General features: G+C 44.1%; 16 protein-coding genes and 1 pseudogene. 4 read left to right on the top strand and 13 right to left on the bottom strand.

The features are described 5' to 3' along the window. Window positions 1–184 precede the first annotated feature (184 nt). The 13 genes and pseudogenes from GB992_RS09785 to GB992_RS09725 all read right to left on the bottom strand — a co-directional run bounded on the left by GB992_RS09785 (window position 185) and on the right by GB992_RS09725 (window position 14809). Window positions 185–484, bottom strand: a complete 300-nt coding sequence (locus GB992_RS09785) for a hypothetical protein (protein ID WP_238331104.1) — start codon at window positions 482–484, stop codon at window positions 185–187. A 153-nt stretch (window positions 485–637) separates the two neighbouring features. Continuing rightward, on the bottom strand, window positions 638–1672 hold the full coding sequence (locus GB992_RS09780; RefSeq protein ID WP_161002280.1) for a WxLIP family cell surface protein: 1035 nt from the start codon (window positions 1670–1672) through the stop codon (window positions 638–640). Between the two features lie 29 nt (window positions 1673–1701). After that, window positions 1702–2427: a WxL domain-containing protein gene (locus GB992_RS09775; protein ID WP_161002279.1), complete on the bottom strand. Its 726-nt coding sequence runs from the start codon at window positions 2425–2427 to the stop codon at window positions 1702–1704. 50 nt (window positions 2428–2477) lie between these two features. After that, a pseudogene (locus GB992_RS09770) lies at window positions 2478–2834 on the bottom strand (IS30 family transposase); the annotation flags it as partial. Between the two features lie 723 nt (window positions 2835–3557). After that, entirely contained in the window at window positions 3558–5177 is a 1620-nt protein-coding gene (locus GB992_RS09765) for a hypothetical protein (RefSeq protein ID WP_161002278.1), read from the bottom strand. 277 nt (window positions 5178–5454) lie between these two features. Further along, a complete protein-coding gene (locus GB992_RS09760) occupies window positions 5455–6888 on the bottom strand; it encodes a helix-turn-helix domain-containing protein (RefSeq protein ID WP_161002277.1) in 1434 nt (477 codons plus the stop codon). A gap of 109 nt (window positions 6889–6997) precedes the next feature. Continuing rightward, on the bottom strand, window positions 6998–8149 hold the full coding sequence (locus GB992_RS09755) for a WxL domain-containing protein (RefSeq protein WP_161002276.1): 1152 nt from the start codon (window positions 8147–8149) through the stop codon (window positions 6998–7000). A gap of 325 nt (window positions 8150–8474) precedes the next feature. Then, window positions 8475–9923 (bottom strand): helix-turn-helix domain-containing protein, encoded by a 1449-nt coding sequence (locus tag GB992_RS09750; RefSeq protein ID WP_161002275.1) that lies wholly within the window; start codon window positions 9921–9923, stop codon window positions 8475–8477. Between the two features lie 510 nt (window positions 9924–10433). After that, complete coding sequence (locus GB992_RS09745) at window positions 10434–12014, bottom strand: BCCT family transporter (protein ID WP_347877388.1); 1581 nt, start codon at window positions 12012–12014, stop codon at window positions 10434–10436. A 244-nt stretch (window positions 12015–12258) separates the two neighbouring features. After that, window positions 12259–12858 carry a sugar O-acetyltransferase gene (locus GB992_RS09740; protein ID WP_161002336.1) on the bottom strand — a complete coding sequence of 200 codons (600 nt, stop codon included), beginning with the start codon at window positions 12856–12858 and terminating at the stop codon, window positions 12259–12261. Window positions 12859–13089: 231 nt separating this feature from the next. Then, window positions 13090–13521 (bottom strand): GNAT family N-acetyltransferase, encoded by a 432-nt coding sequence (locus tag GB992_RS09735; RefSeq protein ID WP_161002274.1) that lies wholly within the window; start codon window positions 13519–13521, stop codon window positions 13090–13092. A 27-nt stretch (window positions 13522–13548) separates the two neighbouring features. Continuing rightward, on the bottom strand, window positions 13549–14367 hold the full coding sequence (locus GB992_RS09730; protein WP_161002273.1) for an SPFH domain-containing protein: 819 nt from the start codon (window positions 14365–14367) through the stop codon (window positions 13549–13551). A 106-nt stretch (window positions 14368–14473) separates the two neighbouring features. After that, window positions 14474–14809, bottom strand: a complete 336-nt coding sequence (locus GB992_RS09725; RefSeq protein WP_017260562.1) for a type II toxin-antitoxin system antitoxin — start codon at window positions 14807–14809, stop codon at window positions 14474–14476. Window positions 14810–15114: 305 nt separating this feature from the next. Between GB992_RS09725 and GB992_RS12030 the strand changes: the two genes are divergently transcribed. The 4 genes from GB992_RS12030 to GB992_RS09710 all read left to right on the top strand — a co-directional run bounded on the left by GB992_RS12030 (window position 15115) and on the right by GB992_RS09710 (window position 17403). Further along, the gene (locus tag GB992_RS12030; protein WP_161002335.1) at window positions 15115–15426 is read left to right on the top strand and encodes a GNAT family N-acetyltransferase; all 312 of its coding nucleotides are present in this window, start codon (window positions 15115–15117) and stop codon (window positions 15424–15426) included. Between the two features lie 70 nt (window positions 15427–15496). Continuing rightward, window positions 15497–16435 (top strand): NAD-dependent epimerase/dehydratase family protein, encoded by a 939-nt coding sequence (locus tag GB992_RS09715; protein ID WP_161002272.1) that lies wholly within the window; start codon window positions 15497–15499, stop codon window positions 16433–16435. 21 nt (window positions 16436–16456) lie between these two features. Beyond that, window positions 16457–16924 carry a hypothetical protein gene (locus tag GB992_RS11640; protein ID WP_162855678.1) on the top strand — a complete coding sequence of 156 codons (468 nt, stop codon included), beginning with the start codon at window positions 16457–16459 and terminating at the stop codon, window positions 16922–16924. A 104-nt stretch (window positions 16925–17028) separates the two neighbouring features. Beyond that, entirely contained in the window at window positions 17029–17403 is a 375-nt protein-coding gene (locus GB992_RS09710; RefSeq protein ID WP_238331103.1) for an ABC transporter transmembrane domain-containing protein, read from the top strand. Window positions 17404–17482 lie beyond the last annotated feature (79 nt).

Below are 17482 nucleotides of genomic sequence, written 5' to 3'. Positions count from 1 at the left end.
CTCGACTAGCCCAAAGGTCAGCAAAGTTAAGCCCGCAAAAAGCCACTGCTTACAGCCTTATACATTTTATAATGTTGCTTCTGTGTGTCGGGAATACGACCTAGGCGATTTTCAGTCATTTTCAGCAATAACCTTCTACTCTCTTTTAACTAAATTAACAACGCTGTAACAGAATATTTAAAATTCAAAATTGTAATCTAGTTATATCTATTAAACGATTATGGTAGATTGTAAAATTAATCCGAACGCTGTTCGGATTAATTTTACAATCTACCAAATACGTAAATGTACCATCTTCATTTTTCTTAAATGTAAATTCGTGATCCTGAGTATCTTTTGCTCGCCAACGGGTGACGCCATAATGAATGGTATCAGAATCTTGCAAACGGGAAACAACGCCACCAACTAGCTCACGGTCATCACTAAATGATCCTCTGAGCACCCCTTTTAATACTGGTAAAAAATCTTCTACATTAGTTATCATGACGGGTCACTTCCTCATTCCTTACTGTATCAATAGTGTAACAAATAAAGGCGAGTGTGTGAACGCTTTCACTAAAATAAAATCATTAATTCTTCATTATCAGTACGTTAATTCATCAGTACGTTAATTCGTAAAGTTATTGACGCCAACCAATTAATGGCGCCGCCGAATGAGTGCCCACGCCAACATACCAGCTAACACAGTAGCCCCGCTGCCGGCCCCGATAGCAACATTACGCCACGTATTATCTGGTTTTACCTCAACGGATGACCGGTTTAAATGATGTGCTTTCTGTGCTGTAACCTTGAAATTCTTGCTAAATTGCCACCGTTTCTTTTGCGCGACTGCAGTTATCGTTAGCGTATAACGACCAGCGTTTAATGGCCGATTCTTTAACCATACCGGAAACTGCATCACCGCGTTGGGTGCCAACTGATAACCAACTTGCTTGGTGGTATACAATGCCGTCTGACTACCCGCCTTTTTGACTTCACCCGTTACTTTCAACTGATTAACAAAAGTAGCGGTTTCGTTGTGAATGGCACCACTAACAACATTACGAGCATTTACCTGCTTAGGTTTAACCGTTCCTAATGACAGTTTGGACGATACCTTGTTCACGCTGTTGCACAAAACAATTGCAACCACAAATTGATATCGATTTTGAATGGCCACTGCCTGTTGCTTTTTCGATGATGACACTGCATTATCGGCGTCTGCATCGCTCAGCGTCAGACCACCTGCTAATTGTCCATCAAAATGGTGTTTGGGCATGGTTACCTGCATCCGCACTTGACCATCTCCATTTGGAGCAATCGTAATTGGTTTGGCAGGCAGTTTCACCACTTTAGCAAAATCAGCCGGAACGCTATCGTCCAATCGTTCCTTATTTTTTCCGTACTCCACCACCCCATTCAGGTTTGTCGTTGCTTGCGCTAAATCTGTTTTCAAATGGAGTGGTGTTTTCTTATTATTGTGAACATTGACGACCAACGTTGTCTCCTCACGGGGATTCATTTTAAGGTCAAAGTACGTTACTTTTTGATTCACCTGTTGAGTCGGCAAAACGGGCTGCACCGAAAAGGCCAGCCCGTCCGCTGAGACGTGAATGCCAAACAACAGGGTCGCCAACGCAACGAATAGACCGAGTAGCCACCGCCAACGTTTGCCGATTCTCTTTTGCGTCATTTCATTCACTCCCAAATATTAATTCTCTGCTAGTCACCTTGGTCGGCATTAACTGCCCCCTGAGCCCCACCCGGAACCGTCGTCGGGGTTGGGGAATTTGGGTTACCACCATTAGTTGGAATATCTTCCAGTGACCAGTTCAAACTGGTTGTATAAACGTCTTCTTCAGGATATGCGCCAGTTGGTACCGTTAACTTAGCGCCAGGGTTATCTTTCGTCCCCCAAGCGTCCGTCCATAAACCATAGCCATTGCCAGCTAAAGCATTCATTACAACAGCCTGATTATCTGGCATGAGCTTTTGATCCGTCACGTTCACTTGGTCGGGTGACAGCCCTAGACCACTGCCTGCTCGTGAGTCAGTCAAGCTTATTTCAGCGCCTTTCAAAGTTTTTTGAGATCGGACACTCTGCAATTGACCTTTTTCAGTCACTTTAAGAGTCCAGCCCTTTGGATCGCCAGCCCGCTTATCGGTTACTTGAGCAAAATTAGCTGACTTATTCGCATTGTCCATGGTTGCGGTGTACGTTTGCTGCGAAGGAGAAATCTTGTGAACCCCAAAATTGAAGTTTGAAACATAATCAAGCGTTAGGGCACCTGTGTTACCAGTACCAGGATTACTCCCGTCCCCAGGTTGGTCCGGATGTTCTGGATCAACCGGGTTTTCAGGAGTCTGATCATCCTGTGTAAATGCAACGGTTGCTCGAGTAGTTGCTGTTGATGTTTGTGCGGCCTTCGCAACTGTCGGTACTGACATGCCAAGACCTGCTACAGCAAGGCCAAGTGCGGAAAAGGTAGATTGCAAATTTAATCCGAATTTTTGGACAAATTTGTCAGCATGATCTGATAAGATGTTTGCCAGTCAAGTATTTTAAGTGGTCTCTGATTAATTTCGAGTAAGGTGGTTTTCAAGCCTTGAGCACTAATGTGCTCAAAATAAGTCCACTTAGGATAAAAATAGCGTAAGTTCCGATTAAATCGTTCATTACTGCCGCGCTCAGCTGGCGTATAAGCATGGCAGTAATAGGTCTTAATACCGTATTGTGCTTCAAATGATACTAGACCGCTAAACTCAGTGCCACGGTCCACAGTAAAGCTGTGCACCGGACCATTAAAAGTGGTTAGGAACTTAGTTAGTGCTTCATTAACAGTCGCTGTCGTCCGAGTGAATTGACTTCACAATTGTAATTGCTTCGAACTTTCGTTCAAAGACCCTACACATTTGATTCGTCGAAACGTTGTTCAGTTTTCAAAGATCTACATCATCTCATGCGATTGGTACATATCAGACGACTTAGTAATCATATCAATTTAAGTCTTTGTTGTCAACGATTAATTTGAATTAATTATTGACGTTTTTTAAATTGGTATAGCTGCCATTTGTGACTCACATTTAAGTGATCTCTTTTGACAACGTTATCTAGATTATCAGTTTCAGCTTTTATCGTCAAGCACAAATATCAATTATCATTTTTTTCTCATTTAAAATCATAAAAGCATTCGAATACACCGTTTGCTTCAGACAGATATACCACAGAATCGCCTGTGATTTGAGCCTGTTGAAAAACTAGATAGCTTAAAACCGCACTTAGCATCTTACCACTACATCACTACTTTTTCCTCTTGAATTGTCAAATTAAGTGCAACACTACATTAAAGAATATTTCATAAGGCGTTTTCCATCCGAGACATTTACGGGGACGATTATTCATTTGTTCTAGCTCCTAAAAGATGGGTTTGTGGTAAACACCATTTTAAAGGAAGCTGATCTTTTTTGTCCGAACAGCGTTCGGATTAATTTTACAATCTATCAAAAGAGTTTAATTTTTGTTGATAATGACATATTAATGCTCCTTTTTCAGGTTATTTTTATTTGGTTCAAGCAATTTAATTATTTGCGACACCATCTGTTACGTGCCATGTCACACTTCCTGAATAAGCCTCACCTCCTCCGGTGCCAGTCGGCATTTCTAAAAACAAACCAGTGTTGGTATTCCAGTTTTGAGAAACATTTGTCACCGTTGAATACAAGTGATAATCAACGTCATGAATGGTCTCGCTCGGGTACTCGCCCTGCGTCGCAACTAAAACCTGGTTGTTGTTAATCGGTAAATCACTGCCATTATGCAGATAGTGCATCGCATCAAACAGTACGTCATGATCAGCACCGGTTAACTGATCTGACTGGCTGGCCGAAACCGTTAATGTCCATGTAGTCATCGCTTCACGTCCATCCACAACACTCAGTGTGTTGGCACCGACAGCATCGCTATCGACTGGGACAATGCGTGCCGGAAGTTTTTGATGCCATGCAGTTGACGCGTCAATGGGGTCGTCGGTCGGATTGAATGTAATCCCATTCGGCGCCACCAGACCAAGACCGTTAGACGGCTGATTTGGCACATCAACTGACAATACATAATGAAGAGGATCACTAAAATCATTATTTTCATCGCCAACATATAAATTGAATCCTGAAAGCTGATCACTATATTGCGGCATATACTCGGCCGGAATTGTTACCGTAAATTTCTGACGGTTAGTTGCTGCCGGTATCACAATTTCATCTACGCCTTGATACCTATCGGACCATAGCTCCAGATAAACCAAGTAACGCCCGGCCTTTGGCGCCGTCAGGAACACTGGTAATGACAACGAACCGCCTGTGTAATGAACACGGTTGCCAGCAAGCGGATCACCATAATCAATCACCGGATTACGAGTATCATCAGCTGCCCGAGTTTGCGGCATATTCTTAGTGTGTTGATTGTTCGATTGTTGTAGCGCTTGAACTTGATTAGCCGACGAGGACGTTGCTGTGGTGGTCTGATCAGCTGACTTTTGAACACTGCTCTTATCAGAATTCGAATCATTATCGTGATCGGTTTTCAAACTTGAACTGCTTGAACTACTCGTCGACATACTAGTTGATGACCTCATGGCGCTGACTGACCCAGTCGTCGGAAGCTGGACATGTGATTGGTCTTTGTTACTGCTACCTTCACTGTCGCTTACATCAGTTTGTGAATTGCCGCTTACCGTCGCGCTGGTCTTATCACTGCCATTCAAGTTCGACGCGGCCACATCGCTACTTTGAGTTGACGTGACTGATATCTCCTGTGTAGCTAATTGATGTCGCTGACTATCAAGCACCTGGATCGTGCCGGTACCCGGCGTTAACGTTTTAACAGCAATCGTCCAATGTCGCGTTTGATGCGCAGAAAGTGACAGCGTGGTTTGCGTTAACTGCTCATTCCAGTCCAACGCCACAGTGTTTTTATCGCCGGTATCAGCAATAACTGATGATGGCAATCTCAACGTTATTGTGGCGTTTTGCTCCGTGTCATTTTCCGTAACAAACTGAACTTTTTGCGGATTAACCTGTGTGCCTGTTGTAAAGGTCACAACGGGCCCACTGGCCGCATTTATCCGGTGACTGGGTGTAACAAGCAGCATCGTAATGATCAACAACATACTAACGACACTTAGTCGACGCCAACGTATCATCTCTGCATTACTCCTTTCGCTTTATTGAATGATTAAATTGTACTGGTTAATGGCGTTAACAAACGGTCAATTTTGACTAACATGATTTCATAAATGGGTAATTTGACTTTAGTCAGCTAACAAACTTACTGACGACCAGCAAAATTACTAACTGACAGTCAGATCCATGCAATTACGAACCATATTTGTCTCGAATTCATACCCGACGTAAAAAGGTTTAATTCCCATATGCGGGAATTAAACCTTTTTGTTTGCCACACCTTTCATCGTTTAGTCTTCATACCGCGACCATTTGTTGCAGAATTGCCTTTAAATCTTTCTCGTTGCCCAACGCTGAAATTTCGTAACAACTTTGATTCTTTTTAATTGTTTGACGATTTTGTTCGTTAACGACAATTAAATCGTAATGATGACGTTCATCGTAAAGTTCCCAAGACACTTGAACAGCTGGTTCCAGCACATTAATTAGTCGTTTGGCAAACAATGCAGTCAATTCCCGACTAGTGCCCAGCGCCAAACCAATATGGCGTGTTGGCCGCGTGGTCGACGTCAATAACGCGTAAAAGGGCAATAGATATTGCGATAAATAACGCCAGTGGTCATCAATAATGCGGTGAATCGTCCCAGTTGTCGTTTCCAGTAACGTGGCCTTCAAGTGCGCCATTGCGACCACCCCATCGTATGGCATGTTCACAGCTAATGCATGGTCAAAACTCAGATCATCAAAGTGGTCAATACTGCCGATCCCGATCATGGGGACCACCAGCAAACTAAACAATTGTGCCACGCTAATGTGCACAATCTGTTGAATATCCTGAACATGAGCAAAATGCAACAGAATCCGACGCAGATTGTCATATAAATCGCGGTTTTGAGGTCGGGTAATGCCGATCCAGTCATCTAACTGTGTATCCGCAATGACTTCCCCACAATGGAGAAGCAGAAACAACGTTAAATTCTCGCGTTCACTTTCCGTCAATTGCAACGCCGTTCGATCAACAACCGCCCTTAGTTTGGTGCCATTAGTCAGCTGTTCATCTAACGCAGAGACCTGATCACTAAACTGAGCATAGTTGACCTGAATGTGATCCATTACCGATAACCACTGAGTTAACCGGTCTGTCATTGACTCGTCAATTCTGAGACCACTTTCTGTTAGTCGTTTGATCAACTCATCGTGTTTAGCCACTGGCGTTGGAGTGACATGCAACTCACGAAACAGTTTGTAGTAAAACCACGTCACCTGAAATAGGGTCCCCTTCAATTCGCCACGATAAATCGTCAAACTGAATTCCTTGAGAAGCGCGTTCGCCTTGATTACCTTGCGCGCCGCCGTTTTCTCACTCAGGTGCAGTTTATTGGCCAACTGCCACGCTTGAAAATGGAATTCATGCTGATAAAGATACAGATAAATCTGGTACGTGTCGGAACGCAACACCTGACGGTCAAACATTAATCCGTCCAGCGTCATTTTCCCCTGCATGGCAAACGTCACTTGTGTTTGGTCAAACGTCAGCGTCAATGCACCATCATCAATGTCTGGCCTAAGATCCTCCATAACTTTTTGTAAATGCCGACTTAACGTTGCTGGCGATAAACCGAGCGTTTGCATGAGATTGGCTCGATTCGTTTGACCATCCGCTAGATAAATACTCTCAAGAATTCGATAAACCTGACGGTCACCCTGATTCAATAATTCAGTTCGGTCCACCTTGTTCACTTCCTTAACTCAATCAACTCACATCGGCTCAATGCCCGTCCATTCAACATAAAAGGCACACCCACACGAATACGCGAGTGTGCCTTGGTAAAATGGGGGCTTATTGATTTGGCACGCCAGCTGTCAGCGTCCATGTAATGGTGGTACTGTACGTCTCACCACCGCCAATACCATACGGCACTTCTAGAAAAAGACCGTTGTTACGATTCCAGTGTCCCGAAATGTTAGTTTGCCGGCCACGCACCACATTATTGGCATCATTTACGGTTTCGCTAGTGTAATCATTGCTCGTTGCCACCAACGCTGAGGTGCCTTCAATGGGCTGATGCTTGCCATTACGCGCATAGAATAATGCATTGGTGAGTGGCTCATGATCCGGTCCGGTTAATGGTTGTGTAGTCATTGCGGTCAGCGTCCAGTCCTGCTTTTTGGAATAAGTATCCAGCACCGCCAAACGATTGTCGCCAACGCCGTTTTGACCAATTCCTTGTGGTCCCTCAATCGTGGCTGGTAATTGATGGCCCCAGGCTTCGTCGACGGTCAATTTATCCTGGCCCTGATTAAAATTGATATTGCCAGGCGCCACCACTTTCAGCGCACCATTCTGCTCGCCAGAAACGTTCGATAACAGAATTAAATTAATTAATCCCGTTTGATGACCAGATTCATGCGTCGCGAATAACGACACATTATGGATTGAGTTATCACGTGGAATGACGTTTGCGGGAATAACAAAATTAACTGGCTGTTGCACACCTGTCTTGGTGAACGTTTGCCGACCTACCCACTGATTGATTCCCCACCAGAACATCACGTAAAAGTTAACCGTCCCGGTTCTGGGAATATCCATGAGCATCGGCACTGTGACATCATTGCCGTTAAACGTGATTGGGTTGCGGGACACCGGCTTCATGTTAAACGAAATTGGCAGACCGGCGCTCGCTACCGCACGACTTGTCGCCGCATTTTTATCCATGACAGCTGATCGATCTTGATTAACCGTCGACATGCTGCTGCCGTTAATGGCAGAACTGCTCGCTACTGAGTCATCACTAGGCATCTGGCTGATGACGGCAGCAGGCAAACGTGATTCATTTGCAGATTGTGAGACTTGCGTTTGCTGCCTGCTAGCCTGTTGATCACTCGTTTGAGAATCTGAAACCGGTGCCGCTTGACCTGGATTGGACAGTAAGACTAAGCCGGTCATTAAACTCACTAACATTATCGCCAGCCACTGTTTGTTACTGGTCATGTCATCCTCTCCTCCTAACGCGAAACCTCGGCTAACGCTATTCACGTTGCTTATTTTATCGGAAAGACATTCTTTTTCGCGCTCATTTTTGGTTCTTGAGACGACCATTAATGAGTGAAAAAGCAAGTTTACCCAGCAATCATCGAGCCCCTTTCGGCCAGTATTTCAATCAAAAAAAGCAGGCCACAAAGGTCTGTCTTTTATCCGTAATTTAACGTCAATAAACCCTGTTATATCGGGAAAAATTGTATTTCAAACGATCGTTACCCTACATAGCGTCGTTCACTAATTGAGCAAACATTTAAGCTAACGATGCCGCTATCGGTCAATCGCGTTTTTCTAATAATTCCTTTAACCGGCGTGCGATTCGCCGATAATCCCGTTCTGTCCCCAACTCTGTGATCTTCTCAACTGGCGTGCCCGTTCTATCCGAAACCATCGCAGCGGTTCGTTCATTCACAACAACGAGATCAAATGCTGCCCCGACCTGATAATCACTGATGGTCACCGCTAATGTTTGCGTCAGAATATCCATCAACGCCCGTTTGGCAAACTGTGTCACCGTCTTCGAAAATCCTAGCGCCAGACCAACATGAAGTGGCACCCGCCGTGATTGAACGACTAAGTAAGGCCACAAACGACGCTCAATATACGGCCAGTGACGGCGCACAAATTGATTGATCCAAACGCTTTTCGTGTGTGTCAGTTGATACTGAACGCGGTCAAACGCTCGCCGATCAGTGCTTCGGAAAAAAGTTTTCGTGAAATAATGGAAGCTTACATCATCAAAGATTTGTACATCGCCGACAGTCACCATTGGCACAATGAAAATGCCAGCAAGTCGCTGCTCTGTGAGCATCCCCGGCAATGGCACGCCCAACCAGGCGTCACGTAATGCCTGTTTACAGGTCGTCACCAAGCGCACTAACCTGATGATCGATGTTTCTTTGGTCGACAACAGGCACTGCCACATCTGATCTGTAAACATAAACTCACTGTGTAACAAGATGAACAGCAACATCGCCTGACGTTTTGTCGCCGGCCATTCGGACTCTTTTCGCAAACGTTCAAAAATTGATGTGTGCCGCATCAATCGTTGACTATTTAGTGGCGCTTCACGGCGATATGACCACTGACTATTCACGCTATGTTGCACAATGGCTAACCAATCTTGAAGCCGGTCAACCAGATGGTCATCTAAACGAAAACCTTCATTAGTAAGCCAGTTTCTCATCAAATCAAAATCATCGCTGGCTGGCAGGTGTTCTCCAATTGTCCGCCAAAAATTAAAATAGAAGAATTGCAACTGACTTAAGTCGCCAACCAACTGTCCGTTTGTCACCTTCAGATCAAATGGCGCTAACAACGCGTTAAGCACTTTTAACTTTCGATATAGTGACGCTTCGCTCACGTGCATAACGTTCATCAATTGAGGCGCTCGGAAACGCAGTCCGTGTTGATATAAAAATTTAAGTAATACCACGTTATCGGCCGTCTGCAGTTGCTGTTTGACAAGCAATTCATCAATTGTGACCGCTCCTAATAACTGGAAAATCACTTTAGTGCCGTTGACCTCAAAACGAACTTCTCGGCTACTCGTCCACGGTGCCAGATCATGCCCTAAGCCCGTCAAATAACGTTTAACACTGGACAATGGCGTCTGGAGCCGCTGACTGATTCCTGCTAGCGTAGTCTCACCATTCTGCAGATACACGTCCAAAATAATGCGGTACGCCAACCGATCACGTTTGTTCAGTAAATCTTCTTTATACATCCTGTCCCCTCCAAGTGCGCCCAGCTTATCACAGCCCAGCGTTTTCAAACGGAAACAAGTGGCTAACGTCACCAATAGCGGAACACTTTCTTAAACCTTTACTGTTCGTCAACTCAACTAACCGGTTGTTCTTCTTTTAAAGGATCTGCCTCTATAATATGGTTGCAAAAAAATTTGAGCAAAAGCATATTAACATACTGACCTAATCGCTGTTCTTTTACCGTAAATGAAGCGAACTGACAAGGATGTGAGCTGAAGGGCGTCCGCGTTGAACCCGACTGTGAAAAGGTTGTGAATTCGGCGGTCTATCCGAATTCACAACCGAGGACGGTTACTGAGACTCATGGGTTCACGAGGCTCGGTGACGAGGTGAAAGACCGCGAACTTCGGGCTTGAACCGGTCCCAAAGGAGGGTTCAAAAGCGGACAACCGTAAGCGGGGAGCATTGCTCCTAAATAAAAAGTCACTCACCAACAGCAATGTAGGTAAGTGACTAAGAAGATATCAATATTATTGTTCAGATAAACGTTGACGCATCCATTCACGCCGCTCGTTGGCCGGTGCGACCAAGTTTGCACGTTGAACAGAAGGATCCGTCATGACGGACTGATAAATGGAATGCAGCAATAGTAATGCCACAAAGATCAACGGGAATCCCGCAATCGTACAAATCGCTTGCACGGTTTCAAAGCCACCCACTAGAACGATTCCCAGTGAGAAGACGATGAAGATAATTACCCAGGCCATCCGGTTCCAACGCGTTGGCTGTTCGGTACCTGAAAGTTTCAGGCTGGTGAACGAAGATACGATAAAGGCAGAGGATGAAATCGTTGTTGCCAAGAAAACGAAACATGATAGACAGAACATCACTAACATAATCATTTTCATCGGTAACGTTTGAATCAACGCAGCCAATACCGATGCCTGGCCCTGCGTGTTCAAGATGTGAACTAAGTTAACCGTGCCAGTTTGTTGTAACCATAATGCGTAGCCACCTAAGACCGCGTAGAAGCTTAAACAACCACCAACACCGTACGTTAACATGCCGACGATGACCTGACGAATGGTTTTACCGCGAGAAATCCGTGCGATAAACAAACCCATAACAGGCATGTAAGACAACCACCAGCCCCAGTAGAACATGGTTTGGTGTTGCGCAAAACTGTTTACACCAGGATTAGCTTTGTTAAACGACATTGCGGTAAAGTGTTGAACCATCAGTGCCAACGTTTGCCCCTCGCCGCCGATCAGTTTCAAAGTAGGACCGACCAACAAAACGATAATTAAGAATCCAATTGCAAGGTAAATGTGCCATGCTGATAGTTTCTTAATGCCTTTATTCAAACCGGCGTAAACCGTCAGCGCAAATAAGATGAACAAAACAACGAATAAGGCCAATTTCAAATAAATGTTATCTGGCACACCAGTGATGGTGCTCAGAACTTTGGCAATGACAGGAATTTCCATCCCAATGGATGAGCCAATCCCACCCATAATCCCAAAGACAACCAGAAAGTCGATCAGTTGACGTAACACATGACGTGTCCGGCCAGGTCCCTGTAACAACGGAATCGCAGCACTCAAACGTTGAACGTGCTTGCCCTTAACGTGCATCGTGTAGGCAATCGCAATAGTAGCAGTGGCGAAAATCATCCAGGCCATTGGACCCCAGTTAAATTCACCAACAACGTTTGCGTAAACATAAGCTGCAGATGAGAATGGTTTGGCACCAAATGCGGGATGTTGTAGGTATTGTAATGGATCCGTGGCACTCAACATTAAAATGCTGGCGTCAATCCCTGTTGCAAACACCATGCTCCCCCACTGGAAGCCGTTGTAGTCAGCCTTAACACCAGGCTTACCCAACTTGATGCGCCCGTATTTAGACATCACTAACGCCATGAAGAAAATGAAGTTGATGACGTAAATCAAGACGTACAACCATTCTGTTTTCGTCGTGAGAAATGACAAGACCGCGTTCATCGTTTGCTGAACGGCTGAGCCACCAATGATTAACACCAGGGACACGATTCCAAACAGAATCATGGTTGGTACAAAGACAGCTCGATCGACATTCTGACGCTTTAAAATAATAATCCTCCTAAGTTTTGGGTGAGCGTGAGCAGGCGCTTTAAGCACCTGCGAGCGCGATATGGCTGTGTTGCAGTTTCCCGCCACAACACTCGCCTATTTTTGCGAATCTAAAATTCTTTTCCACACAAAAACGCTGTGCACCGACACCGAAGTGAACCACCTGCACAGCGTTAAAAATTGGCTAACGCCGAATATACAAATGAACGTCAGTCCTCGCAGTCACCTGCCAGGATTGATCACTCTAAACTTTTTGTGTGTTTAATTCTGCCGCTTCAACTGAAGATTTAGCCTCAGGCACACGTTTGATAATTCTTGCTGGGTTTCCAGCAATGACAACATTGTCACCGAAACTCTTCGTGACAACTGACCCGGCCCCAACGACCACATTGTTTCCCAGCGTAACACCTGGCAACACGGTCACATGACCGCCAAACCAAGCACTATCGCCAATAGTAATCGGAGCACCAAGTTCGACATCCGCATTCCGCTCTTTAGGCGTTAACGGATGGATTGGCGTGTACAGCCCAACGTCTGGACCAAAATAACAATGACTCCCAATGGTAATGGGACACGTATCCAAAAAGGTATTGTCATAATTGGCGTAGAAATGATCCCCAATGTGAATGTTCCAACCGTAATCAAAACGGAAGTTACTTTCCACAAAGAAGTGCGGGCCACTGTCTGCCAACAAATCCTGAAAACCGTGGTTACGTTTGTCATTGTCCGGTTCTGCATTTAACGTCTGCAATTGCTGACGGATTTCCACTCGGCGCGCAATCAGTTCGGGATCAAACTGATTATAATTTTCGCCGGCGGTCATGATTTCGCGTTGTGTTTTCATTGCTTTCATGTGTATAACGCTAGCACTAATTCCGTTTTCATGCAAAAGCCGACAATCTAAAAATGCCCGTCTATCCGCATTAGTAAGCGGCTAGCAGGCAATTAAATTTGTTTTTAAAGCCTAACTTTTTCATTCAAATTAACACATTTTGATTATTGAATAAGCGGACTTTTATTCATGCATTAGTGCCCTTTTTAACCAACGTTACCTCATTGATTGAACCATACTTGGTCACCGACGTTTCAGGTTCACCCCTTTGTTTGAATTATAAAAGTGGCGCGCTGAGCGATTTTCAGTAAGCACAACGACAAAGCAGTCCCGATTGTCTGGCATCATGCCAAGCGCTTGGCTTAGTAAATCATGACCGATTCCCTTGCCACGACAGCCGTCATCAACATATAACGAATAGATTTCCGACGTATTCGGATAGTCATCGTTACGATTCGGGCCAAACGTGCACACGCCGGAGATTGTATTCTGTTCATCAACGGCAAGTAACGTGTTAGACCATCGTTCTTCAGGATGCCAACTGTCCACAGAAAGTGCGTTCAGAAACCCTGCTGGCAAAATATCACGATAAGCCGTTTGCCAAACACGGTAATATAACGAAGCAATATCAGTTGGCTGATCAGTACTAATTGGCCGCCGAATGGTGATTTTCATTCGCTCATCTTCTTTGTACAGCTCAAGCTAATTGTTTGCACCCTTTTCCAACAGTTTGCCCACAATTGGCAATTTGCCGAACTGATCAGCCCCGTCGTTTGGTACCACAATCGTGTTCGCATTGGAATTAGCTAGCTGTGAAAAGGCGTTGATTGACTGATTCTGGAAGTACTTGTCATCTGCGTTTGCTAACCCAGCTTGGACAGTGTCAATCCGGTAACGTTCAGCATCGGCGCGGGTCCGCGTGGCAGTAGCCTCAGCAGAAGCAGTGGCCATTAATGCATCGTTTTTAGCCTTATTCGTCAATTGAATCGAGCGGGCTTCCCCTTCAGCCTGAGCAATGGCGGCCACTTTTTCACGATCAGCAGTCAGCTGTTTGTCCATCGCGGCTTGAATGGCCTTAGATGGTGTCAGCTCGTCAATGTTGATCCGATCGACGTTAATGCCGTAAGTGTTGGTTAAATCACCAATAGCTAACGTCAATTCTTGGTTGATTTTAGCCGTGGAACCCAGCGCTTCATTCAAATCCATGCGGCCAATAATGTCACGCAAATGACCACGCACGAGTTGCGCCATTGATTCTACAGAATCCGTGTTTTCATATTGGTATTTAACTGCGTCAGTGACATGGAAGTTAAGCGTCAGACTGGCTGACACGTCCGCATTATCCTTTGTGATAATGGAGTAGTTAGGCAGCGCTAACGGTTCCATCGCCAAGCTGACGTTGCGAATCTTTTGGAAAAACGGTAGGTAAAAATGCAGTCCTGACTCTACGCTGTGGCGGTAACGGCCCAACGTTTCAATTAATCCCTGATTATTTTGAGGTACAATTTTAAATCCAAGCATAATAATTTCCCCCTTCAATGTGCTGAGTTTAGTCAGTGTTGTCGTAGTTTCGACATCTCACTATTTTCAAAAATCTAAAGCTGTAATCCTGAAAAAAACTGGCAACCTACGTGATCTTTTTTAACGTTAAAATATTGCCATTGCTTTCCAATACGGTGTAGCTTGCCTTAGCATCCACTGGATCGTTGTTCTCAATCAAAAAGCGATAGTAAATCCCCGACAACTCTACTAACCCATTCTTTTGATTCAACTGTTTACCCGCAATTGCTTGGCCAATAATTTGACGATGTTCAAACGTGGTCTGTTTTGCACTAGCTGCAAGGATGGTCACAATGTGGGCATTTACACTCCGATTTTCACGATCAGCCGCTGCAGCCAAACGGTCATACAAATCTTCGTCGAGTCTTAGCAAGAACCGTTTTTCCTTCGGTTTATCCGCCATCGTTTCGCCCCTTTCGATATCGATTCAATATTGATTTGATATCATGGTGATATTGTAATGCCATTCAAATAAAAGTTCAAGCTAATACACCTATAAATAGATACAAAATGTTAAAGATTGCCATCCATATCAGTTGAGATGCGTGGAAACGCCTATATTAAGGGCTTCATAAATCGGATACCTCCAAAAAAGGAGAACTATCATGAAAATTCGTTCAGCAGTCTTGTTTGACGTTGCAGCATTAACAGAAATCAACGCAGACGCACTTGGCTATGCATTCAGTTTGACTAAAATTACATAAAGTCATCCATATTAATGATATTATTCTGGTCGCTGAACGAGAAGAACAGATCGTTGGCTACATTCATGCTGAACATTGCCAAACTTTGTATCACGGACCCCTACTAAGTATTCTTGCATTGGCAATTCTGCCGGACTTTCAAGGAAACCACATTGGTCAGTCTCTGATGCATGCACTAGAGAAAATAGCCGTTAGCATCGGTATAGAGGGAATGAGGCTTAATTCTGGTAAACAAAGAACTAACGCCCACCTTTTTTATAAACATCTAAATTATGTGAATGATCATGATCAAAAACGTTTCTATAAGCACTTATAATAAATTTGACTTTTTAATAGTACATGCACTATCATTTGATGACTAACAAAATAAAAGAGGGTCACTGATAATGGTAAATAAAGTTTTAGTACTGGGTGCAACAGGTGGAACAGGACAAGTTATGGTTAATGAACTCGTGCAACGCGGCATCACTGTAAAGGTATTTGGACGAACAAAGTCTAAACTTTCATCACTTTGGCCGAATTTAGAATCGGCCACCGGCGACGTTTTTAAAGTCGATGACATTATTAGTGCCGGCCAAGACGTGGACCTCATTGTTCAATGTGCTGCTATTCCATATCACGAAACCGTTGCGCGGCAAATACCGTTAGCACAGTCTGTTATGGCAGCCGCAAAGGCACTGCATACAAAAGTTGCTTTTGTTGATGGCATATATGCTTATGGCAAGGGCCATGGCAAGTACGTAACTGAAAATGCACCACTGAGACCCATGACACGTAAAGGACATACTAAAGCTGCCTTAAGTCGACTATTATTCGACGAAACTAATCAGTCCGTGCCCGTTGCCCTTTTTCGTCTACCCGACTACTTTGGTCCATCGGCAGGCGTAAATACTTACCTTGGCAGTACCTTAATTGGCATTACGCGCCATCAACCAACCGTTTATATTGGACCTAAAAATGTTGAAAGAGAATTTGTCTACCTTCCCGATGCAGCTAAGATGATGACCAACATTGCCCTAGACGACAACGCATACAATCAGGTCTGGAATATCCCTGGTCAACGAATTACCGGCCAGTCCCTTATTAAACTTGCTAAACATATCGCCCATGAACATCAGCCTGTCCTGACAATGACAAAATCAATGCTAAAACTCAGTGGCCTGTTCAATGCTGATATGAAGGAAATGGTAGAAATGTACCCACTCACTCAGCATCCGTTATACTTAGCAGGTACGAAGTATGAACAACACTATGGTCACCTCATTGAAACACCATTTGAAACAAGCATGGCCTCGACCATTGAGGCTATTCATACACGGAATTAAAAATGAAAGGTGAAGCTCGTCATGCCACTCAGTGAAGCTCAGAAAAAAGCTCAAAAAAAATACAATGACTCCCACAAAGACCATCGACGTTACTTGTCATACCGCAATACAATGCGTACCTTTTTGAGAAATTATGCAACCGATGCAGATTTAGAGGAAGTAAAAGAATTGCTCACAGAACGTCACCAAATTAATCGCATCATGGATAATTTAGATGCCGTGCGTGCGCTGATTAGTGAACCAAATTTTACCGTCAAGACAAAAGCCACTGTCTCTATTTGGCGACGACCTGCTGACATGATGAAAAATAAGCAAGAGAATGAACACCTCACAAACGCGCAAATTCAGCAGTGGTTTGATACGCACAATGGTGCGACTTTTAATCCAGAAACACCGATAGTCGAAATTCATTTTAACCATCACGTTCACTTATATGATGCCCTACATGCTTACGATATTGTGGAATGGCTGGTTAATTCAGCAAAATGACCGTTTGTTAAGTCACATAAACCTTGGAGTAATAATTGTTAGTCTTATGTTTCGTTTGCGATTAACTAAAAACATAGTTATTTGTGAACGGAGGCGACATTACTATGGCTCAACCGACATCAAGAGTCACAATTGGACAAATGTTTAAATTTGTATTCGGGCAAGTCTTGCATCATCGATGGTTGTTAATTCTCAACATTTTTGCACTAACTATCATTTCATTGCTCGAATTTGTTATTCCGCAATACACGCAATTTATCATCGATCACGTAATACCACGTCATAATATTCAATTGTTAACCGTAGTCGTAGTGGGACTACTGGGAACTGCTGTCATTTTAGGTGTTCTAAATTATGTATCAACGTATTACATGGGCGTCATGAGCCAGGGCGCAATCACAAACTTGCGCACTGAACTTTATCAGTCCATCCTCCAACTAGACACCCAATTTTTTGAATCTGGCAAATTACAAGTTTAATCCGAACAAGCCCGGAATCTTTCAATGGCAGTCTGTTGATGATGTATTTTTAATGGTCGTTGATTAATTAGTTCAAGTG

Origin of the sequence: Furfurilactobacillus milii (genome assembly GCF_009863985.1) — a bacterium.
In the GTDB taxonomy this organism is placed as follows: Bacteria; Bacillota; Bacilli; order Lactobacillales; family Lactobacillaceae; genus Furfurilactobacillus; species Furfurilactobacillus milii_A.
The sequence above is the reverse complement of the archived record's forward strand: the minus strand, read 5'-3'. Positions and strand labels throughout refer to the sequence as shown.